Origin of the sequence: Catenuloplanes niger (assembly GCF_031458255.1) — a bacterium.
Lineage (GTDB): Bacteria > Actinomycetota > Actinomycetes > Mycobacteriales > Micromonosporaceae > Catenuloplanes > Catenuloplanes niger.
The window spans coordinates 8,159,046-8,182,451 of sequence record NZ_JAVDYC010000001.1; the positions used below are offsets into that span (position 1 = coordinate 8,159,046).

The window sequence follows — 23,406 nt, forward strand, 5'->3', positions numbered from 1 at the left end:
GCCGGCGGGGTCAGCGGCCGGCTGCGCTGCGGATCAGACGGAGCCGCATCTCCAGTTCGTCGGAGACCATCGACGCGAGGTGCTCCAGCGCACGCAGCTGCCGGGGCGTGGCGGTACGCGGCCGGCTGTCGATCGCGTTGACCGTGCCGAGGCGGTAGCCGTCGTGGGTGCGGATCGGTGCGGCGACGTAGAAGCGCAGCCCGAGTTCGCCGCGGACCAGCGGGTGTTCGAGCGTGCGCGGGTCCCGGGCCGCGTTCGTGACCACGTAGGTGTCGTCCTGCGCGATGACCGACGCGCACAGCCCCGGTTCCCGGCCGACCTCACGCACGCCGGTGAGTCCGTGGCAGGCGGCGAGCCACACCCGGTCCTGTTCGACCAGGGACACGGTGGCGATCGGGGTGTCGAAGATCGTGCCGGCCAGGTAGGCGATCCGGTCGTAGGCGTCCTCCACCGGCTGGTCGACGAGCACGTAACGGCGAACGGCCTCGAGGCGGCGCGCCTCGGCGGGATCAACGGCGGTGTCCAGGTATTCGTACGAGTTCACGGATCCTCCAACGCCCGAGCGGGGCCGAACGTGAGACGCCCGCGCGAGATTCACGCGATCGGTAGACCGCCGCTATACACAATGTCATAGACGCACAACAATGTCGTGGTATGGGGGACCGCGACTGGAGGCTCGACATGACTGGCCTGTCCCGCCGGCACCTGCTGCAACTCGGTGCCCTGATCCCGTTCACCGACACCGCCGAAGCGACCGATGCCACCGGCGCCGGCGACACCGCCGCCCACGTCACGGCCGTCCCGTTCCGCCTCGACCAGGTGCGGCTGCTGCCCGGCGTCTTCACCGGGAAGCGGGACCGCATGCTGGCCTACGCCCGCGCGTACCCCGTCGACCGGGTCCTGAGCAACTTCCGGGCCGCCGCCGGCCTGGACACCCGCGGTGCGCCACCGCCCGGTGGGTGGGACGACGCGACCGGGAACCTGCGCGGCCACTACAGCGGCCATTTCCTCTCCATGCTGGCCCAGGCCTGGGCGTCCACCGGCGAAACACTCTTCAAGGACAAACTGGACCAGATCGTCGCCGGTCTCCGGGAGTGCCAGGACGCGTGGGCGGAGCGGGTCGGCGCGCCGGGCACGCCACCACCCGCGCCGACCTGGGGGACCGACGGCCTGACGCTCACCGGCGACGGGCAGTACGTGGGCCTGCCGGACGCCACGATCGACGGCCTGACCCGCTGCACGATCGCGGTCCGGCTGCGGCTCACCGAACGCCGTACCTGGTCGCGGATCGTCGATGTCGGCACCGGCACCACGGTCAACATGTTCCTGGCCGCGGACGACGGTGCCGGCGTGCGTCTTGCGATCACGACCGGCGGCAGCGGCGGCGAACAGCGGATCACCAGCACCACGCGCCTGCCGGTGGGGGAGTGGGTGGACGTCGCGGTCACGCTCGACGGCGCGGTCGGCACGCTGTACGTCGACGGCGTGGTCGCCGGCACGAACACCGCGATGACGCTGACCCCGGCGGACCTGGGCGCACCGAAGAACAACTGGATCGGCCGCTCGCAGTACGGCGACGCCCATCTCGCCGCGACGGTGAGCGAGTTCCACATCTACGACCGGGTGCTGACCACGCCCGGGTTCGACGGGAACGTGGTGGCATATCGCTTCGAGGAGACCGCCGGGACCGCGGTGCACGACGCGTCCGGCCAGGATCGGCACGCCGCCGTCGTCACCGGCCAGGGCGGCGCGCCCGGCCCGAGCCACGCGGGCTTCCTCGCCGCGTACCCGGAGACGCAGTTCATCCAGTTGGAACAGTTCGTGACGTACCCGGCGATCTGGGCGCCCTACTACACCTGCCACAAGATCATGCGCGGGCTGCTGGACGCGCACACGCTGGCCGGCAACGAGATCGCGCTGGACACGGCGCGCCGGATGGGCGAGTGGGTGCACAGCCGCCTCGGCCACCTGCCCCGCGCCCAGCTCGACCGGATGTGGGCGCTCTACATCGCCGGCGAGTACGGCGGCATGAACGAGGTGCTGGCCGACCTGGCCGCGCTCACCGGTGACGCCACGTTCCTGGACACCGCACGCTGCTTCGACAACACCGCGCTGCTCGCGGACGCGGCCGCCGGCGTCGACAGCCTCGACGGCCGCCACGCCAACCAGCACATCCCGCAGTTCCTCGGCTATCTGCGGCTGTACGAGGAGACCGGCGAGACCCGCTACCGCACCGCGGCCGCGAACTTCTTCGACATGGTCGTCCCGCACCGCACCTACGCGCACGGCGGCACCGGCCAGGGCGAGATCTTCCGCGCCCGGGACGCGATCGCGGCCAGCATCGTCACCACCACCAACGCGGAGACGTGCGCGGCGTACAACCTGCTCAAGGTCGCCCGCGCGCTGTTCGGGCACGCGCCGGACGCGCGCTACACGGACTACTACGAGCGCGCGCTGGTCAACCAGATCCTCGCGTCCCGCCGCGACGCGGACAGCACCACCGACCCGCTGGTCACCTACATGGTCCCGGTCGGCCCCGGCGTCCGCCGCGGCTACGGCAACGTCGGCACCTGCTGCGGCGGCACCGGCCTGGAGAACCACACGAAATACCAGGACACCATCTACTTCCGGTCGGTGGCCGGCGACACGCTGTGGGTCAACCTCTACCTGCCGTCCACGCTGCACTGGGCCGAGCGCGGGCTCACCGTCACGCAGACCGGTGACTTCCCCCGCACCGACACCAGCACGCTCACCGTCACCGGCGACGGCCGTCTCGACCTGCGCCTGCGCATCCCGTCCTGGGCCCGCGACACGTTCCGGGTCACGGTCAACGGCCGCCGCCGGCCGGTCACCGCCGCCGCCGACGGCTACGCCTCGATCTCCCGCGCCTGGCGGACCGGCGACCGCGTCGAGGTCCGCTTCCCGTACCGCCTGCACACCGAGCCGGCGCTCGACGACCCCGGCCTCCAGGCGCTGCGCTACGGCCCACTGACGTTGATCGCCAAGTCCACCGCCACGTCGTACCTGCGGTTCCCCGACCCGCTCGGCACCGCCGTTCCCGGACCGGAGCCACTCACCTTCACGGTCGACGGCACGCTCTTCGCACCGTTCTTCCAGGGTGATACCGACGCGTACCACGCGTACTTCCGGCGGGAGCAAATGCCATAAGAGCCGATGTTCCCGCTTCCGGCGTGGTGGCGTCGCGCATGCTCCCGCGGGCACCGGTCGTCGCCGGCGCTCCTCCCTGCACGTCCCGCCGCCGGTCACCGGGACCCCGCCGGTGGTGGCGCGCCGTCCGTACCATCGGAGTCCGCCTATGTGGGGAGGATCGCCGGTGGTTGCCGAGCGGGTACGCGTGCTGGCCTATTTTCCGGTCGGCTCCACGGAGCGCGCCGAGCTGCGGGGGTGGGCCGACGCGTCCGAGGAGAGCCTGCGCGGCTACGGGCCGTGGCGGGCACCGGCGGACAAGGAGGATCTCGGGCTGCAGGACTACGGTGCCGGCATCCTGGACCGGTTCCTGCGCCGCATGCCGCGCGGCGTGGTGGAACTGCGCGGCGTGCCCGACGTGGTGGGCGACCGGGTGGACCGGTTCCTGTCCGGCGAGACCGCGCGGTGGCGGCTGGTCGACGCGCGGCTGAGCCTGTGGAACGTGGGAACCGGGCTGGTGCTGTTCACCTTCGACCTGCCGGCGACGGCGTACCGGGACGCGAGCTCGCTGGTCCTCGACACCCGCGGTCTGGTGGCGGCCATGGCGCCGGAGGTGACCGCGCTGGTCCGGGCGCGTCTCGGCCGGGCCGCCGCTTCGGCCTGGAAGCGACGGACGTGATGGCGCTCTGGGCGAACGCGGTCTACCTGATCACGCCCACGCCCGAGTCCACCGACGCGGAGCGGACCGCGCTGGCCGCGCGGGTGACCCCGGTCGGGCGGCGGTGCGTGGTGGAGACACCGCGGTCGCCGGTGGTGCGGGTCGGTCGCAACTGCGTGGTGGTGGCGGAGGACGCCGACGACCAGCTGGTACAGGGCCTGATCCGGCTGGCCGGCGTTCACCAGGTGTGCTGGGCGACCGCGCTGGCCCACGACGCCGCGCTGGAGAGCCAGCTCGCCCGGGTCCGGCCGAACGACCCGGACCTGACGATCGACGCGCTGGAGCAGCAGACGAACGGCATCCTCGGGCTCTACCACGCGGTGCAGTCGTTCCGGCTGCGGTACGCGTCGGTGGAGCCGCACCTGGACTCGACCGATCAGATCATCTGGCGGGCGCTGGAGGAGGAATGGCAGTTCGGGCGGGTGCTCGACTCGCTGGACGGCCGGCTCGGCTTCCTCCGGACGCTGCACCAGCAGCTGTCGTCGAGCCTGCAGGGCCGCCGGGCGCGCCTGCTCAACGGGCTGGTCATCGCGTTCACGTTCCTGAGCATCTTCAGCATCCTGCTGGCCGCGATGACGTTCGCGGCGATGAGCCCGCTGCGGGTCGGTGTCGGCACCGGCATGGCGCTGATCGCCTCGCTGGTGGCCACGCTCGGCGCCTACTTCACCTACGTCCGCCTGGTCGCCCGCAGCTGACCCGCCGCCGTCCTCAGTGGAGCGACGGCGGCGGGCCGTCGCGGCCGACGAGACCGTGCCGCCAGGCCCAGATCGCGATCTCGGTACGGTTCCGGAGCGCGAGCTTGCCCTGCAGGCTCGCCAGGTGCGTCTTCACCGTGGACAGCGAGATGTGCAGGTCGCCGGCGATCTCGGCGTTGGTGCGGCCGCGGGCGACGGCGAGCACGACGTCCAGCTCGCGCGTGGTGACCGGCAGGCCGGGCGGGCCGGCGGGGGCGGCCGCGGAGCGGGTGAAGTGCCGCAGCAGGCGGACGGTGACGGACGGGGACACGACCGCCTCGCCGTCGACCGCGGCCCGGACGGCCTCGGGCAGCCAGCGGGCGCCGGCGTCCTTGAGCAGGAAACCGCAGGCGCCGGCGAGCAGCGCGGCGTAGACCTGCTCGTCGACGTCGTAGGTGGTCACCACGACCACCCGGAGCGGGTCGGTGACCTGCGGGCCGGCCAGCAGCTCGGTGGCGCGCACACCGTCCAGCCCGGGCATGCGGATGTCCATCAGCGTCACGTCGGGGCGCAGGAGGCGGGCCAGCCGCACCGCGGCCGCACCGTCGGCCGCCTCGCTGATCACCTCGATGTCCGGCTCGGCGTCGAGGATGAGCCGCAGGCCGGTGCGGACCAGGGCCTGGTCGTCGGCCACCAGGACCCGGATCGGCGTCTGTCTCCCCATACCGGCCGAAAGTACTACATGGACGCACCGGCCCTGGACGCCCGAGCGGAACGGTGCTGGGATCGACCGGGTCAGATACCCGCCATCGAAAGGACTGCCCGTGCGCAGACCGACCGCCGGTGCGGCGCTCGCACTCACCACGGCGCTGGTGCTCACCGGGACCTCCGTCCCGGCGTCCGCCGCGACCGGACCGTTCGACGCCTTCGCAGATCAGGAACTGACCTGGGGAGCGTGCGCGTTCCCGGCCCAGGAGGGCACGGTGCCGGCCGAGTGCGCGCTGGTCACGGTGCCCCGCGACTGGGCTGCACCGGGCAACGGGCGCACCCTGCAGGTCTCGATCAGCCGGGTCGCCGCGAGCGGCGAGAAGCTCGGCTCGATGCTGCTCAACCCCGGCGGACCCGGCGGCCAGGGGACGTCGCTGCCCGGCGCGATCGCCGCGCTGCAGCCCCAGCTGCACGAACGGTACGCGCTGATCGGCATGGACCCGCGCGGCACCGGCCAGGAGGGCGGCTTCGACCCGGAGACCTGCGAGGTGCCGCTCGACCGGATCTCCCAGCGCACCGACCTGGACGCCCGGGACCGTTCGGCGGAGAGCATCGCCGAGCACCAGAAGACGCCGCGGGCGATCGCCGAGGCCTGCCAGAGCGAGGCGCTCGCGCCGTTCATCACCACCTGGCAGACCGCGCACGACATGGAGCTGATCCGGCTGCTGCTCGGCGAGCCGAAGCTGGACTACCTCGGCTACTCGTACGGCACCTGGCTCGGCGCGAAGTACGCGTCGCTGTTCCCGGCCAGCACCGGCAAGATGGTGCTGGACTCCAGCGTCGACTTCCAGGGCCGGCTCCAGGCCGCGTTCGAGGCCTGGCCGCCGATCAACCAGCGGCTGTTCGAGGACACGTTCCTGCCGTGGGTGACCCGCCAGTTCCCGGACGATGTCGGCGCGACGCCCGAGGAGGCGGCCGCGAACTGGGAGCGCGGCCGGGCCTGGTTCGCCGCCAACGGCGTCAGCCCGGACGACTACGACTCCGCGTTCGTCGGTCTCGGCTCGCCGTTCGCCTGGACGCTGGCCGCGCTGGTGCTGGCGATCGGGGTCGCCGGTGCCAACGGCGAGACCCCGCCGCTGACCGAATCGGATCTCGCGCCGCAGCTCGACACGGTGTCCCGGGAGCGGTTCGGCGTGCCGCTGAGCGCGCTCACCCCGCAGGCGGCGGCGAAGGCGCTCGCCGACGACCCGGCGGACTACGCGCTGGTGCCGACGACCCGGTTCGCGGTGGCCTGCAACGACCAGCCGACCCGCTCGGCCGCCTGGTACAAGCGGCTCAGCGACCAGCAGGGCCCGCAGTTCCCGCTGTTCGGCTGGCAGTACGGCATCGGCGAGACGTGTGGCTTCTGGTCGGACGCGCCGCGTCAGCAGCTGCCGCAGCTGCCCGCCCAGGTGACCGGCCGGATCCTGGTCGTGCAGAGCGAGTTCGACCCGCAGACCGGTTACGAGCAGGCCAGGTCCGCGGTCCGGGCCGCGCCGGGCGTCAGCCTGATCTCGGTGGACGACGCACCGTTCCACGGCCAGTACGCGCTGGACGGCAACCCCTGCGTGGACGGCATGGTCAACGTGTTCCTGCTGCACAACTCGCGTCCCGGTTCGGTGACCTGTCCGGGCATCCCGCTTCCGGGTGAGACCGAGGTCTTCCCGGTGGCCGGCCCGGTCCGCACCCCGGCGGCGGCCCGGACGGCGACGTCGGCCGAGGTGGCGCCGCTGCCCGAGCTGCGCGCCGCGCTCCAGGAGATGATCAGCGAGGCGAACGGGCCGAGCTGACCCTGACCGACAGCGCGGGCTTCCGGATGCCGGGAGCCCGCGCTGCCGTGCGTGACGCCGTCCTCAGGAAGCGGATGCCTGCCGGGCGCGCTGCCGTCGCGGGTCCGCAACCGGTGCCGCGTCGAGCAGCCGCCGGGTGTACGGGTGCTCCGGCGCGGTCAGCACCTTCCCGGTGGTGCCCTCCTCGACGACCCGCCCCCGGTGCAGCACCGCCACCCGGTGCGCGATCGACCGGACCACGGCCAGGTCATGGCTGATGAACAGGCACGCGAAACCGTGCTCCCGCTGCAACGAGGCGAGCAGCGCCAGCACACCGGCCTGCACCGACACGTCGAGCGCGCTGGTCGGCTCGTCCGCGACGAGCAGCGCGGGCCGCAGCGCGAGCGCCCGGGCGAGCACCACCCGCTGGCGCTGGCCGCCGGAGAGTTCGTGCGGGTACCGCTCGGCGAGCGACGGGTCGAGCCGGACCGCGTCCAGCAGTTCGGCCACCCGGGTGCGCGCGTCCGTGGCGCGGGAGTGCAGCACGATCGGTTCGGCGACGCTGTCACCGACCGTGCGGCGCGGGTCGAGCGCGCTCGCCGGGTCCTGGAAGACCATGCCGATCCGGGTACGTACGGCGCGCAGGTCCCGCCGGGACGCGGCGCCGAGGCCGACGCCGCCGACCGTGACGGTGCCGGCCGTGACCGGGGCGAGACCGGCCAGCGCGCGGCCGATCGTGGACTTGCCGGAGCCGGACTCGCCGACCAGGCCGACCACGGTGCCGGCCGGGATGTCCAGGGACACGCCGTCGACCGCGCGGACGCGCCGGTCGTAGACCACGGACAGGTCCCGGACCGACACCACGGGCGCGGCCGAGGTGGCCGGGGCGGCCGGGAACTCGCCGGTCAGCGACGGGACCGCGGCCAGCAGCGCACGCGTGTAGTCGTGCGCCGGCGCGTCGAACAGCCGCTCGGCCGGCGCGGACTCGACCACGGACCCGGCGCGCATCACCACCACGTCGTCGGCGAGGTCCGCGACCACGCCCATGTCGTGCGTGATGAGCAGGATCGCGGTGTCGCGCAGGCCGCGCAGCAGCGCCAGGATGCCGGCCTGGACCGTGACGTCGAGCGCGGTGGTCGGCTCGTCCGCGATCAGCACGTCCGGGTCACCGCTGATCGCCATCGCGATCATCGCGCGCTGCAACTGCCCCCCGGAGAGCTGGTGCGGGTACGACGCGGCGATCCGGTCCGGCTCGTCCAGACCCACCGAGGACAACAGCGACAGCACGCGGGTACGCAGCGCCGCCCGCCCGAGCCGGCGGTGCACCGAGACGGCCTCGGCGATCTGCGCCCCGATCGTGTAGACCGGGTTCCACGCGCTCATCGGCTCCTGGAAGATCGTGCCGATCCGCGCGCCCCGCACGGCCCGGAGCACGCCAGGTGGCGCACCCACCAGCTCCTCGCCGGAGAGCCGGATGCTCCCGGTGACGGTCGCGGACGGGGGCAGCAGTCCGAGCGCGGCCGTCGCGGTCACCGACTTGCCGGATCCCGACTCGCCGACCAGCGCGAGGACCCGCCCGCGGCGCAACGCGAACGTCACGTCGCGGGCGGCCCGCACCCGGCCGAAGGCGACGGAGACCCCGTCGAACTCCAGCACCTCACTCACTGCTTCAGCGACACCTTCAGATAGTTCGGGTACGCCGGGAACTCGCCGATCACGAAGTTCTGCACCGCGGACCCGCGCAGGAACGAGTTCCTGGTGTAGATCAGCGGCACCACCGGCACGTCCTGGAGGATGCGCCGGTCCGCCTGCGCCCACAGCGCCTGCGACGCCGCCGGGTCGACCTCCGCGGTGGCCCGGGCGATGAGCGCGTCCACCTCCGGCACCGAGTACCGGGAGAGGTTGAACCCGCCACCGCCGATCTCGCCGGAGGCGAAGAGCGGCTGGATGTTGCCGTTCGCGGACGGGAAGTCCGGCTGCCAGGAGGTGAGCGTCAGGTCCCAGTCGTCGCGGTCGCCGCTGGTCACGTGTTCCCGCCAGGCCTCGTACTCCTCGGTGCGCAGCTCGACCTGGATCCCGGCCCGGGCGAAGCCCTGCTGCAGCGCCTGCGCCTGGCTGCTCCACTGCCCGTCGCTGCGGACCAGCAGCGTGAGCCTCGGCGCGGTCCGGCCGGCCTCGGCCAGCAGCGACTTCGCCTTCGTGGCGTCACCGGCCGGGTCGGCCGGGAACAGGTCGTACTCGACCCGCCCCGGGATGCCCGGCGTGATCAGCGTGGTGGCGAGCCCGCCGCCGGTCTCCCCGCCGGAGGCGACCTGGTAGGCGCGCTTGTCCGTGGCGTAGGCGAGCGCCTGGCGTACCCGCAGGTCGGTGACCCTCTTGGTGTTGATCACCAGGTAGGCGAGCGCGCCCGGCGACGAGGTGACGATCCGGTCCTTGACGGCCGGGTTCGCCTGCGCCTGCGCGAGCTGGGCCGGGGGCACGAAGTTGGCGCCGAACGCGGACCGGTCGTCCCCGGAGTCCGCGACCAGCCGCTGCGCCGCGACCGTGGTGTCCTGCCCGAGCTGGAACACGATCCGGTCCGGCCCGGCGGTGCGGACCGGGTCGGTCTCCTGCTTCCACGCCGGGTTGCGCTCCAGCACCGCCTCGGACCCGGCCGTGTACGAGGCGATCCGGTACGGCCCGGACGGGACCGGGTTCTTGCCGTAGTCCGCCGGGTCGTCCTGGGCCTTCGGCACCGGCGCGAACGCGGGCATCGAGACGATCCACGGCCAGTCGCCGTACGCGCTGGTCAGCGTGAACGTGATCGTCCGGTCGTCCGGCGTGGCGATCGAGTCCAGCGACTGCCCCGAGTACGGCCCGCGGTACGCGTCCCCGCCGGCCAGCAGCGCCTTGTGGTAGCCGAGACCACCGCTGAGCTCCGGCGCGAACGAGCGCTCCAGCCCGTACTTGATGTCCCGGGTGGTGATCGCCGAACCGTCCGGGTAGGTGAGCCCGTCCTTCAGCGTGAACGTCCAGGTCCGGCCGCCGTCGGTGGTGGTGCCGGTGTCGGTGGCCAGGTCCGGGACCACCGCGGGCGGCTTGCCGGGGGAGATGTCCCAGGTGGTGAGCCGGCGCAGCACCAGGCCGGACGAGGTGATCGCCAGCGACTGGCTCTTCGCCGGGTCCAGGTCGAACTCGCTGGCCGAGGACAGGATGCGCAGCGTGCCACCCTTCTGCGCGGTGGTCTCGCCGGGCGGGCCGGAGGGGTTGGCGTTGCACGCGGACAGCCCCAGGATCACTGCGGCGGCCACGGCGACGGCATGGCGGGCTCTCATCGGTTTCCCTTCTGACGGGGGTCGAGCACGCCGTGCAGCACGTCCACGGCGGCGTTGGCGGCCACGATCACGGCGGCCGAGAAGACGGTGACGCCGATGATCACGGGCAGGTCGGCGTTGCCGTACGCGTCGATCAGCAGCGAGCCGAGGCCCGGCATGCTGAACACGCGCTCGGTCAGGACCGCGCCGCCGAGCAGGCTGCCGAGGTCCAGACCGAAGTACGTGACGATGGGTACGAGCGTGTTGCGCAGCCCGTGCCGGCGCAGCACCGTGCCCTCGCGCAGGCCCTTGGCGCGCGCGGTGCGCACGAAGTCCTCGCCGAGCACGTCCAGCAGCTGGGTGCGGGTGAGCCGGGCGTAGACGGCCGCGGAGATCAGCGCGAGCACCAGCCACGGCAGGACCAGGTGCCAGGCCCAGTCGACCGGGCTCTCGGTCAGCGGGACGTACCCGGAGACCGGCACCACGTTCAGCGTGAACCCGAAGATCAGCAGGCCGATCAGCCCGACCAGGTAGGCGGGCGCGGACACCGCGGCGACGGAGAGCGTCATCGCGGCGCGGTCCAGCAGCGAGCCGCGCCGGACGGCGGAGACCGTGCCGGCCGTCACGCCGAGCAGCAGCCACAGCACGGCCGCGCCGACGGCCAGCGAGAACGTGACCGGCGCGCGTTCGGCGATCAGCTCGGTGACCGGCGCGCCGAGCCGGAACGAGTAGCCCAGGCACGGGGCGGCGCACTCGACCGCGGCCGCGCCGTCGCCGAACGTGCGGCCGGTGACGATCCCGCCCAGGAAGGACAGGTACTGCCCGAGCAGCGGTTGGTCGTACCCCATGAACGCGCGGGCGTCCGCGAGCCGGTCCGGCGTGCAGGGGCGCCCGCAGGACATCAGTGCCGGGTCGGACGGCGCCACGATCAGCAGCGTGTACGTCAGGAAGCTGACGATCAGCAGCACGCCGAGCATGCCGCCGAGACGCCGCGGGATCCAGGTCATCGGCGCAGCTCCCGCAGCCGCGGGTCGAGCGCGTCCCGGAGTCCGTCGCCGAGCAGGTTGAACGACAGCGTGGCCGCGAACAGCGCCCCGCCGGGGAACAGCAGGTACATCGGGTCGAGCTGCACCCAGGAGATCGCGTCGCCGATCGAGCGGCCCCAGGACGGCGTCGGCGGCGGCACGCCCACGCCGAGGAACGACAGCGCGGCCTCCATGCCGATCATCGACGGCACCAGCATCGTGCCGAAGACCAGCACCGTGGGCAGCAGGTTCGGCAGGATGTGCCGCCACAGCACCTGGTGCGGCCGGGCACCGAGCGCGACCGCGGCCACCACGAACGTGCGCTCCCGCAGCGCGATGGTCTGCGCACGCACCACCCGGGCGATCGGCGGCCAGCCGAAGAAGCCGACGACCAGCACCACCAGGAGCAGCCGGGGGATCTCCGGAGGCGCGACCGCGCTGAGCGCGATCATGAAGACCAGGGCCGGAAACCCGAAGACCACACCCGTGGTACGGGAGGCGAGCGCGTCCCACCACCCGCCGGCGAAGCCCGCGGTGGCGCCGAGTGCGACACCGATCGCGATCGCGACGAGTGTGGCGCCCACGCCGACCAGCAGCGAGGTGCGGGCGCCGTGCAGCACGATCGCGAACAGGTCCCGGCCGGTCATCGGCTCGACGCCGAACCAGTGCTCCGCGCCGATGCCGCCGCCGGCGCCGAGGGGCACGCCGCCGCCGGAGACCGCGTCCAGGTCGTAGGTGTAGGGGTCGTGCCCGGAGACCCGGGTGAGCAGCGGCGCGGCCAGCGCGGCCGCGACCAGCGTCACGGCGACCACCCCGCCGGTCACGGCCCAGCGGTCACGGCGCAGCCGGCGCCAGACGTGCGCACGCTGCGCGGCCGGTGGCGCGGAGAACACCATCTCCGTCACGGGACCCCCCTCAATTGGCGCCTAATCCTATGTGATCAATGGGAAATGTCCAGCCGGGGGACACGACGGTGACGGCGGCAACGCGGGGAAGCGGAAGGTGTGTGCACGGTCACGTCCGGCCGCCGACGTAGGATGATCTTCTCTGTTGCCGGGCGGATAACTCTGGATTAATGTGGCTCGACCCGCCTGGCGTGCGGGCAGGGACCTGGGGAGACAAAGCATGAAATCGCTCGGATACTCGCGCCGGATGGCCACGCTGGCGACCGCCGCCGCGCTGGTCGTCGGCGGGCTCGCCGGCTGCGCCAAGGAGGACACCGGCGGCACCACCGAGGGCGGCGTCGCGCTGATCAAGGCCGGTGCGCTCACCACCTGCACGCACCTGCCGTACGCGCCGTTCCAGGCACCGGACGAGACCGGCAAGGTGGTCGGCTTCGACGTCGCGCTCGTCGATCTGGTCGCGAAGAAGCTCGGCGTGACCCAGGAGATCATCGACACGCCGTTCGAGGGCATCAAGTCCGGCTCCGACCTCAACGCCGGCAAGTGCGACATCGCGGCAGCCGGCATGACCATCACCGACGAGCGCAAGCAGGTGCTGGACTTCTCCGACCCGTACTTCGACGCCACCCAGGCGCTCGCGGTCCTCACCGGCAACCAGGTCAAGACGCTGGAGGAGCTCGCGGGCAAGCGCGTCGGCGTGCAGGGCGGCACCACCGGCGAGGACTACATCAAGACCCAGGTCGAGCAGAAGAGCCTGGACATCGAGGTCGTCTCGTACAAGGACCTGGCCGCGCAGCAGCAGGCGCTCGCCACCAAGCAGGTCGACGCGGCCGTCAACGACCTGCCGGTCTGGAACGAGTACATCAAGAACAACGTCGGCAAGGTCGAGGTCGCGGCCGGCTTCGACACCGGTGAGCAGTACGGCTTCGCGGTCAAGAAGGGCAACGCCGAGCTGCTCAAGGCCGTCAACGAGTCGCTCGCCGCGGCCCGCGCCGACGGCACCTACGACCAGATCTACGCGACCTGGATCGGCGCCAAGCCGACCGCCTGACCGACCACATGAAGCTGACTCGACGCCGGCGGCAACGGCTCGTCCGTACCGCCGGCTATGTGGTTTTCGCACTGGTCATCCTGGCCGTGGTGACCGCCGCGGACTGGGCGACCCTGTCGGACGCGTTCTTCCGGCTCGACATCGCGCAGGGCATGTTCCCCGAGGCCATCACGGTCGCGCTGCGCAACACCGTTCTCTACACGCTGTTGGCGTTCGTGTTCGGCCTGGTCCTGGGCCTGATCCTGGCGCTGATGCGGCTGTCGTCGATCCTGCCGTACCGCTGGTTCGCGACCGCCTACATCGAGCTGTTCCGCGGCCTGCCGTCGCTGCTGGTGCTGTTCATGGTCGGCTACGGCGTGCCGCTGGCGTTCCCGGACCGGGAGATCCCGGGCGGCGTCTACGGCTCGGTCACGCTCGGTCTCGGCCTGACCGCGGCCGCGTACATGGCGGAGACGCTGCGCGCCGGCATCCAGGCCGTCCCGAAGGGGCAGCTCGAGGCCGCGCGCACGCTCGGCATGTCACACACCCGGGCGATGATCTCGATCATCCTGCCGCAGGCGTTCCGGATCGTCATCCCGCCGCTGACCAACGAGATCATTCTGCTGACCAAGGACACCTCGCTGGTGTACGTGCTCGGCGTGACCTCCACGACCATCGAGCTGACCAAGTTCGCCGGTGACGCGCTCAACACCCGCGTCAACCCGACGCCGCTGGTCGTGGCCGGCCTGCTCTACCTGCTGATCACGCTGCCGCTGTCGCAGCTGGTCCGCGGGCTGGAGCGGCGCGCCGCGAGGGAGAGGTGACCGCCATGTCCACCATCGACATCCGCGGCCTGCACAAGTCGTTCGGCAGGCTCGAGGTGCTGCGCGGCATCGACCTCGCGGTCGAGCCGGGCGAGGTCGTCTGCGTGATCGGCCCGTCCGGCTCCGGCAAGTCCACGCTGCTGCGCTGCGTGAACCTGCTGGAGACGCCGACGTCCGGCACGATCCACGTCGGCGGCGTCGAGGTCACCGACGACGACTGCGACATCGACGCGGTCCGGCGCCGGATCGGCATGGTGTTCCAGCAGTTCAACCTGTTCGGCCACCTCACCGTCCGGGAGAACGTGACGATCGCGCAGCGTCGCGTGCTCAAACGCTCCCGCGCCGAGGCGGACCGGATCGCCGCGCTCAACCTCGAACGGGTCGGCCTGGCGGAGAAGGCCGGCGCGTACCCGGCCCAGCTCTCCGGCGGTCAGCAGCAGCGCGTGGCGATCGCCCGCGCGCTGGCCATGGACCCCCAGCTGATGCTCTTCGACGAGCCGACGTCCGCGCTCGACCCGGAACTGGTCGGCGAGGTCCTCGCGGTCATGCGCGGCCTGGCCGCCGAGGGCATGACCATGCTGGTGGTCACGCACGAGATGGCGTTCGCCCGCGAGGTCGCGTCCCGGGTGGTCTTCATGGACGGCGGGGTGGTCGTCGAACAGGGCCCGCCCGCCGAGGTCTTCGGCAACCCCCGCGAGGAGCGCACGAAGACCTTCCTGCACCGCGTGCTGGAACCGACCCGGGTCAGCGAGACGGAGATCGGCGCCCACAAGGCAGGCTGACACCGACGATCCCCGGCGCGGTCCACCCCGACCCGCCGGGGACGCCCGCCCGCCCGCGCTCACACCCTTCACGCGCTCGGTCCCGGCCGGCACCGTGGGCGCCGGTCACGTACCGATGGGTGGGGTTACGCTGCTCGCCATGTTCCCTCCAGTGAAGATCATCTCGGGTGGCTTGGAGATTCGTGAGTTCGGGTCGCGGGACGCGGCGCGGGTAGCAGCACTCGTGGCGGCCGGTGACCGGACGGCACTGCCGCCGGGCGGTCCCGGGGCCGTCACCGACGTGGAGGGGTGGCTGGCCGAGACGGTGCACCGGCGGCGGTTGACCGGCGAGGGTGTGCACCTGGCGATGGTGGAGGAGTCCAGCGGCGAGATCGTCGGCAGCATCGGGCTACGTGACACCGACTGGGAGGCGGGGCACAGCGAGATCGGCTACGGGGTCCGGGCCGATCGGCGCGGTCGAGGCCACGCGACCGAGGCGGCCCGCGCGGTCGGCCGGTGGGCACTCACCGACGGCGGGATGCGGCGGATCCAGTTGCATGCCCGCCTGGACAACGTCGCTTCCCTGCGGGTCGCCGAGAAGGCCGGATATCACCGGGAGGGCACCCTGCGGATGGCCGAGTGGGACGGCGAGAAGGCACACGACCTGGCCGTCTTCTCGATGATCGCGACAGATCTCCGGACCACCGAGCTCTCCCGATGACCCGGTCGGGGCCGCGTGCACCAGCCCGCGTGCCGTTGCGATTATTGTGTCCGTGAATCCGCCGATCGCTGTCGACGTTGACGGAAATGAACTCCTGGAGTTCCGAACCGGACACGAACGGGATCTTGAGCGACTCGACCCCGATGTGCCGCTTCCCCTGTCGCTGGTGGTCGGCAGGCACCAGGGTTCTACGCTCCTCGTCCTCAACCGCCGGCGCGGGCGGTGGGAGCTGCCCGGCGGCATGATCGACCGTGGTGAGACACCTGGAGCCGCTGCAGTCCGCGAGTTCGTGGAGGAAACCGGTCAGGCCGCGCCGGACGTCGCCTACATCGGACTTGCCGTTTTCCGTTTGAAGCCGGACAACCGCGTGGAGTATGCGGCGGTTTATGGAGCCGTACTCGGCGGCCGCACCCCGTTCGAACCCAACGACGAGGTCGAGGCGATTCGTTGGTGGGACGGTGCGGACATCCCGAACCTGTCGGCGCTCGATGCCGAGATCTGCCGATCGCTTCAGCGACGACACCGGAGCCGGTGCGGCGAATGAGACGTCCTGTCATGCCGCAAGGTGCGCGCTCGGCGGTTTCGAGTTCAGCCTGCCGTGCACCGTCAAGGAGCGGCCCGCCGGCCGGGGCCGCGCCGGGCGCCGGAGCCACGGCTACCCGCGCTGCCCGCCTTCGCGTCTCCGCCGGGTCGTTGCGCGAGGGCGCGTCGGCGCCCTACGGCGCGGTCGAGGTCTCGGAGTCCGGGACGTCCGCGTAGTCCGGCAGGTCGACGCCATTGATCGCGCGTTCGACGACCGCCATGAGCGACTCCATGTCGGGCTCCGGGGCGGGTTCGGCGTCCGGGACGGCGCGGCTCTGCACGTGCAGACGGCCGATCTCCTGGTTGGCCTCGACGAACGGGCGCATCCGCCGTTCGTAGCCGGCGAACCCGGCCCGCGGGTCCCAGCCGGCGGCGGCCAGCTCTCCGGCGAGCAGATAGGCGCCGACCAGGGCCATCCCCGTGCCGCCGCCGGAGAACGGTGACGAGCTGAACGCCGCGTCGCCGAGCAGCCCCACCCGTCCGGCGGACCAGCGGTCCATCACGACCTGGGCGACCTGGTCGAGGTAGAAGTCCGGGGCGTCGTCGAGGTACGCGAGGATGCGCGGGGTCGACCAGCCCAGGCCGGACATCCGCTCCCGCAGGAGTCCCTTCTGCGCCTCGACGTCGCGGTGGTCGATGTCGAAGTCGGGTGCGGGGAAGGAGAGCATGGCCATCGCTCGGCCGGCGTCCGGAAGAGGCCGCAGGCCGACCGAGCGCCCGGACCCATGATCCTGGTAGTCGATCAGCCAGCGGTCCAGCCCGAACTCGTTGGGCACGCTGTAGAAGGCCAACACCAGACCGAGGTGACGGACGAACCGCTCGTGCGGTCCGAAGACCGTCGCCCGCAACGCCGAATGCAGCCCGTCGGCCCCGATCACCAGGTCGAAGCGTCGCCGGCCGCCACCCGCGAAGATGACGTCGACGCCGTCGGTGTCCTGGGTGAGCCCGGCGATCCGGTCGCCGAACACGTACTCGACAGCGTCCCGGGTGTCCTCGTACAGCACCCGGGACAGATCTCCGCGCAGGATCTCGATCTCGGAGATGTACCCGTCGCCGCCGTCGTCGTCCGCACGGAAGGTCTCCAGCACGTTCCCGTTCACGTCGACCGTGTGCGCGCCGGCGGTCTCGGTGCGGGCCGCGCGCACCACCGCGTCCAGCCCCATGCGCCGGATGACCTCCTTGGCCACCCCGCGGGCGTCCACCGCCTGCCCGCCGGGACGCAACGCGGGAGCCCGCTCCACCACGGTGACCGCGGCCCCTCGCCTGCGCAGCCAGTGGGCCAGCGCCGGCCCCGCGATGCTCGCTCCCGCCACCAACACCCGGATACCGCTCACAGCGCCCCCCATCAGTCCCGAATGAGTGAGGACGGTCCCCGTCCCGCCCCCTACGGGCATGCAGACTCGAGCGCGCCCGGGAAATCATCGCCGCGCCCCGACAGAAACGGTGGAAATTTCCGTCGCACCGCGCCGAGGACATCCGCATGCGCTGGAACCCGGTTCGTACGCTCGCCCCGACCGCCGCTCCGGTCCGCCCGATCGGAGCGCTGATCACGCCCACCCACCCTGCCACGTCTGGAGAGCCCCGATGGCCGATGTTCCTGACACGATCCTGGCCGACGGGCCCGGCGCGACGTACATCGGGCTGGTCCTGATGTCCGGGCTGTGCCTGGCGCCCATGATCATGCTGGGGATGGGGGCCTGGTCCGCGTCGGGGAGCCCGCGTGGTCGGCGCATCGCGACGGGGATCAGTGTCGTGATCGTGCTGTTCTACGGGCTGTCGTTGCTGGGCAGTAACTTCTCGTGGCCGGACCTGCGGTTCCACGGTGAGATCGGCGACGCCGTCCTGATGATCCTGCTCGCCTGCGGCGGCTTCCTGTCGCTGCCCTGGCTTGTCGCGTTCGGCGTTGCCAAGCTCGTCACGCGCGGCACGCCGGCACCCGCGCCACCAGCCGGTGATCACCGCACCGGGCCTCGCCCACCGCTGCGGTGAGCAAGGCCCGGACCTGCCCGCCGGAGCGGGTCCGCGGGCGCGGCGCCGGCCTTCGGAAGCGCGCCGGCGCCGCCGGTTCGTGGTGCGGGGTCAGCCGGCGATGAGGCTCAGCACCATGCCGAGGACGGCGGTGTTGTAGACGAAGGCGAGCAGGCCGTGGCACAGCACCACGCCGCGCATCCGGCTGGTCTGCACCGTCACGTCCGACGTACCGAACGTGGAGCCGACCGTGAACGCGAAGTAGGCGTACTCCAGCAGGGAGGGGTGCGGCGTCGCCGGGAAGTCCAGGTGCGCGGGGCCGGTGTTCTCCAGCTCCATCCGCGCGTACCGCTCGGAGTAGGCGAGCTGCAGGATCGTCCAGGCCACCAGCACCATCGTGATGCCGATGACCCGGCTCATGTACGAGTTCAGATCGCTGCCCTTGAACACGACGATGTTGGTGCCGTTGGAGAGCACGATGAGCGCGGTGCCGAGCGTGATCAGGTAGGTGGTGCGCCGTCCGGCCAGCCGGCCGGGCCAGCCCGTGTCACCCCGGCGCGCCCGCCGGATACGGCGGATCCGGACCGTCGCGTAGATCAGGCCGAGCACGATCCAGATCACCGACGTGAGTACGAAGACCAGCGTCGCCAACCCGACCTTCGTGCCGGTGCTCGGCCCCCGGACCGTGACGGCCGCGGACGTCACCGTCGAGACCAGGAGCAGCAGGTCGAGCAGCCGGCTCGGCCACGGCGCGCGCCCGACCGGCGCACGGTCCCGCACGGGCTCGGCCGGTGCCTGGGCGAGTTGTTCCTGGAGCACGTCTCTCCGATCGTCAGCAGCCCGTCCTCCCCACCGCGGAGAGGAATATCCGCTCGTCGACGTATCCCACCGTCGAAGGCGCGACGGAAGGTATCGGACGCCGCCGCACGCCACCAAATCCGTCCCGGCGGCGACCCCACAAGACCCTGACATGCCCGCACAGACCACTTCGCCGGTACGCGTGAGGTCCCCGGCCCACCTCGACGGTGATCATCCGGCGGGCGACGGCGGCCAGGGCTCCGGGAGAGGGCCGTGCGCCAGCCGCACCGCATAGTCGTCGCCGGTGGTGGCGAGCTCCTGGACCACTTGACGGGCCGCGTCGTCCTCGCCCCGGGCCCGAAGAAGCCGGATCAGCAGAAGGAGTGCGGTCCGGTCACCACCGACCGCCCGGGCCCGCAGCTCGTCCGCACGACCCTCATCGTGCAGTTGCCGGTCGAGGCGCCGACGGGCGCGGTTGTCGGTTTCGGCGAGAACGGCGAGTTCGCCGAGTCGCCCGGCCCGGGCCAACCCGTCCAGACGCCCGAGGTGCGCCGGCCCGCCGGTGTCGTACCACCCGAACACCCGGAACGGCGCGGACCGTGCTTCCGGGTTGTCGGTCCATTCGCGCCACAGCTCCGTGATCTCGACGTGCCACGCGAACATGTCCTCCGGTGCAAAGTCGTGCCAGCGCTCAAACGCTGTGCCGACGGACGAGGAGTGCGAGGTTTTGAGCGTCGTGACTTCTCGAACGTTATGCCCCGAATGCGGCCCGAATTGGGTTCATCCCTACCGATCCGGGACGAAGTCCGAGTGTCCGCTCTGATGCATTCCATCCCTGACCTGTAGCGGGTTGGCCGCAATGTCAATGCGGCGGATTTCATGACTCCAGCGACAAGAGTGGGGCAACGGCGCTTTCGGACTAACTGGTGGGTGGCGGCGTTTGGTCATCAACCTCGGTCTGAAAAAACTTGATCAGGTCAGGAAATTCGTAGGGGCGCTCCAGCGTCAGCTTTCGAAAGACTGGCTGCATCGTCATCGCCTGTGCAACCCCGATCCAGTCGGACCCTGTATCGTCCGGGAATCGACTTCCTACCCGGACCGCATAATCCGCCGCCCCGGCCATGAGGTCGGCTATGATCAACACCCTCGCCAGGTCATCTCCGGTTAAGTCGATAGATTTACGCTCGAAAATATAAGGGCGAAAATCCGGTCGTTGGAAAATTAGCTGCAAACCGACGTCATACCTTTCGCTCGCGTGCCCCAATGTTTCGTAGCGACTCACGAGGTTGGAAATTCTGATTTGCTCCCGCAGGCTTCTGGTTTGCCGGGAAGCGAAATGGATCGTCGCAGCGACGGCAATTAGACTGATGACTTGGATTAGATTTCCGATCAAAGCTTTCCCCTATCTCGATCGGCATCAATTGGTTCATGGTAAGAGGTCGATTCAAGGGCGTCTGGTGCAATAGCGAGACCTTCATCGTGGGGCAATCCCCTCCCGCGAGCCCCGGCATGATCACGTGCCTGGATGTGGCTTTCGCCTTCAGAAATCCGCAGCGGCGCCTACTGATCTTGAGAGTCGCCGCGGCCTCGCAGGGCATCCGCTCGCTGGCATGATCCCTCGATACCCGAACCCGGTGAACCCTCAATCCACGCCGTCCGGTCCGTGGAGCCTACGCGCGCGTGGACCAACCGGTTGCCGACCTGCCGGCAGTACCCGAGATGTCCGGCTTCCGGATATGTCCGCCCCGGATCATTGACCCAGCCAGCCGCCCGCGCCGGCTGGTCGAACTGCCGGCGCAGATCGTCGTAGGTGTAGGCGGCCGGGGTGTTGTACCGCTTGCCCACCTCAGCGAAGCCCGGCCCAGTCAGGCTACCTCCGCCACCATTTCCGAACCCCGAGTCGCAACTATAGGTTCGCGCATACTCCCCAGCGAAGCGGCCGTCAGGCGGAACCGTGTCGAGCAAAGGGTCCGCCTGAAACCGCTTGACCATCTCCGCCTGCTCGCGAGGCGGAGAGCACGTGACCATCTCCCACGCGATCACCCCCGCACCAACAACGAGCACCACAGCCACCCCGACACGAACCAAAGCCGACCGACTCAACGCCACCACGACGGTCCAATCCTCGCCCACGACGTATCACATATCGATGACGCCAACGATCGGCGCATGACGAGTCCATCGACATGCATCATCTAAACGTCGATCCCGGGCCGTGTGGTGCGGGAGCTGTCGTGACCGGCGACGGCAACCTGGCGACTGGACGTTCAGCTCGCCCCGGCCGGCCCTGGTCGCCGCTGCTCCACTCCCGACGGCACGGCCATGACCACCGAGGGGAGGTGCCGCATTCCGCCACAGTCTCGCCACCGCCCGGCATCCTGCGGACCGTCGAGACGCCGCACATCCCGCGATCCCCCAGAGTGACATTCGCTCATCGGCAGATTCGTGCGTCGACCGCTGTGGGGAGCCGTGATGCTGGGTGGCGCCGGACGGCGACGTGATTGGATGATCGACGAGGTCGCCGGTTAGCGGGCACCTCGGTGCCGGCTGGTCGCCCACGGGCGGAGTTCGTGGATGGCTTCACCGAGGTGGAGTGGCCCGCAGGGGGCCTGGAACCGGTCGTCGACCACGTGGGCGATGAACCGGTTGTTCTTGCTCCGGTGCACCTCCTGCTCGGCGTATGTCGACCCGTCCATACCGGTTTCCCGCGGTTCGGTCTTCAGGAGTCAGTCGGGTGGTCAAGCCTTTGATTGATATGCCGTATTCGTGCTCCGTGTCTTCATTGCACTGAGTGGCGTACCACGCCTGAAGTCACGTCAACGAGTCGGGCCCTGCGTGCAGGACTGTGGATCTTGTGCGGTGGGTGGCCGGCGCGACGGTTTCGTGCATCCGGTCAGGTGGCGGTGAAGAGCACCGCTCGCCGGGCGGCGGTGGCGCGGCGGAAGAAGTCGCGGATGTCGACGACGTTGTCCCAGGTGTACGCGAAGTCCGCGTCGTCGAGAGCGCCGCCGTACCCGGTGTCGTCGATCGCGTCGAACCGCCGGCGGAACCATGCCCGGTCCACCCGCTCCAGGGCGGCGGACACGTCGCTGACCTGCGCCGCGGTGATGTGCACGACGTGGTGCTCGTCGTGCAGATGGCGTCCGCCGAGGATCGTGTGCGACAGCGGATATCCGCCGTCGCCGTGGTGCGGCATGCCGTCGGAAAGGCAGCGGTGGATGGCGTCCCAGGCCTTGTCCGAGTCAACCTTGAGCCGGTCCTCGGACCATGATTCCTCGAGTTCGCCGACGAACTCGTCGATCTCGCCGGCGTCCTCGGCGGCGTGAAGCGCGCGTTCCTGCTCCGGCGTGATCGCGAAGTGCGCCCCCAGCATGGCGTTCATCGTATGCAGGCCCGCCGGATATCTAGCCTCCTAGGAAGATATAGCGGGTGTGCGGCAGGACGGGTGCGTACGCCGAGGAGTCAGCGGGTGCGCAAGGTCTCCGCCGGGGAGGTGCCGTAGGCGTCGCGGTAGGCGGCGGCGAAGCGGCCGAGGTGGGTGAAGCCCCATTGGCGGGCGATCGCGCCGACCGTGGCGCCGTGGGCCGGGTCCGCGGCGAGCAGGTCCCGGTGCGCGCGTTCGAGGCGGATGCGCCGCAGGTAGGCCATCGGCGTGGTGTCGAGGTGCCGGCGGAACGCGGCCTGCAGGCCACGGGGCCCGGTGCGGGCCGCGGTCGCCACGTCGGCCAGTGTCGTCGCGTCGGCCGCGTGTTCCTCGAGGTACGCGATCGCGCGCCGGACCGTCGCCGGCCCGGTCTCGCCGGGGCCGGGGAGGTAGCAGGCCGTGGTGGCCGTGCTGGGGAACGTCGCGATGGTGGCCGCGGCGGCCAGGTCGATGATGGCCGCGTGCGCCGGCGCGCTGGGCAGGGTGGCGTCCGGGGTGAGCACCACCCGGTGCAGGTAGGTGAGCGTCTCCTGCCAGTACCGGCCGAGCGACGCGGAGATCGGGCTCATCGAACGGAACGCGAAGTCGGCCGGTTCCATCCCCCAGCGGGCCGCGGCCGCGTGGGTGACCGCGGTCAGCGGCAACCGCATGATCCGTACGTCGAAGTCGCTCAGGGTTCCCTGGAAGCACTGTCCGGGCGGCACCAGCACCAGGTCGCCGGTGGTGACGTGCACCTCTTCGCCGCCGGCGCGGATCGTGAGCTTGCCGTTCAGGACGTACGTGGCGTGCACGTACCCGACCGGTTCGGTGGAGATGTCCAGCGTGGTGGAGTACCGCATGCGGTCCAGTCCGATGACGCCGCTGTCGACGGAGCGGACCTGGTAGCTGAACTCGCTCAGCCGGGGCGGCACGCGCGCGGCGAAGTCGAAGTAGACGCGGCGCATCGCGTCGTGCGCCTCGTCCACGTTCGTCGTGGCGTACGCACTACGTCGCAGCGGCACCTCACCAGAGGTCAATCCGGGT

Annotated in this window: 23 protein-coding genes and 1 pseudogene; 10 read left to right on the forward strand and 14 right to left on the reverse strand. The window is 71.0% G+C overall.

What is annotated here, in order from left to right; all coding sequences use genetic code 11:
• Window positions 1–10: 10 nt before the first annotated feature.
• Window positions 11–544: a GAF domain-containing protein gene (locus tag J2S44_RS35910; protein ID WP_310423528.1), complete on the reverse strand. Its 534-nt coding sequence runs from the start codon at window positions 542–544 to the stop codon at window positions 11–13.
• A gap of 137 nt (window positions 545–681) precedes the next feature.
• Between J2S44_RS35910 and J2S44_RS35915 the strand changes: the two genes are divergently transcribed.
• The 3 genes from J2S44_RS35915 (at window position 682) to J2S44_RS35925 (ending at window position 4,560) form a co-directional block, all read left to right on the forward strand.
• On the forward strand, window positions 682–3,168 hold the full coding sequence (locus J2S44_RS35915; protein ID WP_310423530.1) for a beta-L-arabinofuranosidase domain-containing protein: 2,487 nt from the start codon (window positions 682–684) through the stop codon (window positions 3,166–3,168).
• A 166-nt stretch (window positions 3,169–3,334) separates the two neighbouring features.
• Entirely contained in the window at window positions 3,335–3,826 is a 492-nt protein-coding gene (locus J2S44_RS35920) for a hypothetical protein (protein WP_310423532.1), read from the forward strand.
• Window positions 3,823–4,560, forward strand: a complete 738-nt coding sequence (locus tag J2S44_RS35925) for a hypothetical protein (protein ID WP_310423535.1) — start codon at window positions 3,823–3,825, stop codon at window positions 4,558–4,560. Before J2S44_RS35920 ends, J2S44_RS35925 begins: the two co-directional genes overlap by 4 nt.
• 13 nt (window positions 4,561–4,573) lie before the next feature.
• On the opposite strand, the gene J2S44_RS35930 is transcribed toward J2S44_RS35925, so the two are convergent.
• Window positions 4,574–5,263, reverse strand: a complete 690-nt coding sequence (locus J2S44_RS35930) for a response regulator transcription factor (RefSeq protein WP_310423539.1) — start codon at window positions 5,261–5,263, stop codon at window positions 4,574–4,576.
• A 100-nt stretch (window positions 5,264–5,363) separates the two neighbouring features.
• Between J2S44_RS35930 and J2S44_RS35935 the strand changes: the two genes are divergently transcribed.
• On the forward strand, window positions 5,364–7,076 hold the full coding sequence (locus tag J2S44_RS35935; protein ID WP_310423542.1) for an alpha/beta fold hydrolase: 1,713 nt from the start codon (window positions 5,364–5,366) through the stop codon (window positions 7,074–7,076).
• 63 nt (window positions 7,077–7,139) lie between these two features.
• Here J2S44_RS35935 and J2S44_RS35940 read toward each other — a convergent pair whose 3' ends face one another.
• Genes J2S44_RS35940 through J2S44_RS35955 form a run of 4 tightly spaced genes read right to left on the reverse strand, consistent with a single transcriptional unit; the run spans window position 7,140 to window position 12,269 of the window.
• On the reverse strand, window positions 7,140–8,720 hold the full coding sequence (locus J2S44_RS35940; protein ID WP_310423546.1) for a dipeptide ABC transporter ATP-binding protein: 1,581 nt from the start codon (window positions 8,718–8,720) through the stop codon (window positions 7,140–7,142).
• The gene (locus J2S44_RS35945; RefSeq protein WP_310423549.1) at window positions 8,717–10,369 is read right to left on the reverse strand and encodes an ABC transporter substrate-binding protein; all 1,653 of its coding nucleotides are present in this window, start codon (window positions 10,367–10,369) and stop codon (window positions 8,717–8,719) included. The genes J2S44_RS35940 and J2S44_RS35945 overlap by 4 nt, the downstream gene beginning before the upstream one ends.
• Window positions 10,366–11,355 (reverse strand): ABC transporter permease, encoded by a 990-nt coding sequence (locus J2S44_RS35950; RefSeq protein WP_310423552.1) that lies wholly within the window; start codon window positions 11,353–11,355, stop codon window positions 10,366–10,368. The genes J2S44_RS35945 and J2S44_RS35950 overlap by 4 nt, the downstream gene beginning before the upstream one ends.
• A complete protein-coding gene (locus tag J2S44_RS35955; protein WP_310430086.1) occupies window positions 11,352–12,269 on the reverse strand; it encodes an ABC transporter permease in 918 nt (305 codons plus the stop codon). The genes J2S44_RS35950 and J2S44_RS35955 overlap by 4 nt, the downstream gene beginning before the upstream one ends.
• Window positions 12,270–12,498: 229 nt before the next feature.
• On the opposite strand from J2S44_RS35955, the gene J2S44_RS35960 reads away from it, so the two are divergent.
• The 5 genes from J2S44_RS35960 to J2S44_RS35980 all read left to right on the forward strand — a co-directional run bounded on the left by J2S44_RS35960 (window position 12,499) and on the right by J2S44_RS35980 (window position 16,155).
• On the forward strand, window positions 12,499–13,326 hold the full coding sequence (locus J2S44_RS35960) for a basic amino acid ABC transporter substrate-binding protein (protein WP_310423555.1): 828 nt from the start codon (window positions 12,499–12,501) through the stop codon (window positions 13,324–13,326).
• A 59-nt stretch (window positions 13,327–13,385) separates the two neighbouring features.
• Complete coding sequence (locus tag J2S44_RS35965; RefSeq protein WP_310423558.1) at window positions 13,386–14,129, forward strand: amino acid ABC transporter permease; 744 nt, start codon at window positions 13,386–13,388, stop codon at window positions 14,127–14,129.
• A gap of 5 nt (window positions 14,130–14,134) precedes the next feature.
• Window positions 14,135–14,911 (forward strand): amino acid ABC transporter ATP-binding protein, encoded by a 777-nt coding sequence (locus J2S44_RS35970; RefSeq protein ID WP_310423561.1) that lies wholly within the window; start codon window positions 14,135–14,137, stop codon window positions 14,909–14,911.
• A 139-nt stretch (window positions 14,912–15,050) separates the two neighbouring features.
• Window positions 15,051–15,611 (forward strand): GNAT family N-acetyltransferase, encoded by a 561-nt coding sequence (locus J2S44_RS35975; RefSeq protein WP_310423565.1) that lies wholly within the window; start codon window positions 15,051–15,053, stop codon window positions 15,609–15,611.
• A gap of 52 nt (window positions 15,612–15,663) precedes the next feature.
• The gene (locus tag J2S44_RS35980; RefSeq protein WP_374727943.1) at window positions 15,664–16,155 is read left to right on the forward strand and encodes an NUDIX domain-containing protein; all 492 of its coding nucleotides are present in this window, start codon (window positions 15,664–15,666) and stop codon (window positions 16,153–16,155) included.
• Window positions 16,156–16,327: 172 nt separating this feature from the next.
• On the opposite strand, the gene J2S44_RS35985 is transcribed toward J2S44_RS35980, so the two are convergent.
• Entirely contained in the window at window positions 16,328–17,506 is a 1,179-nt protein-coding gene (locus J2S44_RS35985) for an FAD-dependent monooxygenase (RefSeq protein ID WP_310423568.1), read from the reverse strand.
• 271 nt (window positions 17,507–17,777) lie between these two features.
• Between J2S44_RS35985 and J2S44_RS35990 the strand changes: the two genes are divergently transcribed.
• The gene (locus J2S44_RS35990; protein ID WP_310423571.1) at window positions 17,778–18,182 is read left to right on the forward strand and encodes a hypothetical protein; all 405 of its coding nucleotides are present in this window, start codon (window positions 17,778–17,780) and stop codon (window positions 18,180–18,182) included.
• A 90-nt stretch (window positions 18,183–18,272) separates the two neighbouring features.
• Here the strand turns inward: J2S44_RS35990 and J2S44_RS35995 are convergent, their stop codons facing one another.
• The 7 genes and pseudogenes from J2S44_RS35995 to J2S44_RS36020 all read right to left on the reverse strand — a co-directional run bounded on the left by J2S44_RS35995 (window position 18,273) and on the right by J2S44_RS36020 (window position 23,399).
• Window positions 18,273–18,980, reverse strand: coding sequence for a DUF1345 domain-containing protein (locus J2S44_RS35995; protein WP_310423574.1), 708 nt, complete (start codon window positions 18,978–18,980; stop codon window positions 18,273–18,275).
• A 210-nt stretch (window positions 18,981–19,190) separates the two neighbouring features.
• Window positions 19,191–19,622 (reverse strand): hypothetical protein, encoded by a 432-nt coding sequence (locus J2S44_RS36000; RefSeq protein ID WP_310423577.1) that lies wholly within the window; start codon window positions 19,620–19,622, stop codon window positions 19,191–19,193.
• 256 nt (window positions 19,623–19,878) lie between these two features.
• Window positions 19,879–20,241: a hypothetical protein gene (locus tag J2S44_RS36005; protein WP_310423580.1), complete on the reverse strand. Its 363-nt coding sequence runs from the start codon at window positions 20,239–20,241 to the stop codon at window positions 19,879–19,881.
• 1,243 nt (window positions 20,242–21,484) lie between these two features.
• Complete coding sequence (locus J2S44_RS36010) at window positions 21,485–21,682, reverse strand: Imm53 family immunity protein (RefSeq protein WP_310430090.1); 198 nt, start codon at window positions 21,680–21,682, stop codon at window positions 21,485–21,487.
• A gap of 25 nt (window positions 21,683–21,707) precedes the next feature.
• A pseudogene (locus J2S44_RS43030) lies at window positions 21,708–21,761 on the reverse strand (immunity 53 family protein); the annotation flags it as partial.
• Between the two features lie 91 nt (window positions 21,762–21,852).
• Window positions 21,853–22,332, reverse strand: coding sequence for a DUF1877 family protein (locus tag J2S44_RS36015; RefSeq protein ID WP_310423583.1), 480 nt, complete (start codon window positions 22,330–22,332; stop codon window positions 21,853–21,855).
• An 89-nt stretch (window positions 22,333–22,421) separates the two neighbouring features.
• Complete coding sequence (locus tag J2S44_RS36020; protein ID WP_310423585.1) at window positions 22,422–23,399, reverse strand: AraC family transcriptional regulator; 978 nt, start codon at window positions 23,397–23,399, stop codon at window positions 22,422–22,424.
• Window positions 23,400–23,406 lie beyond the last annotated feature (7 nt).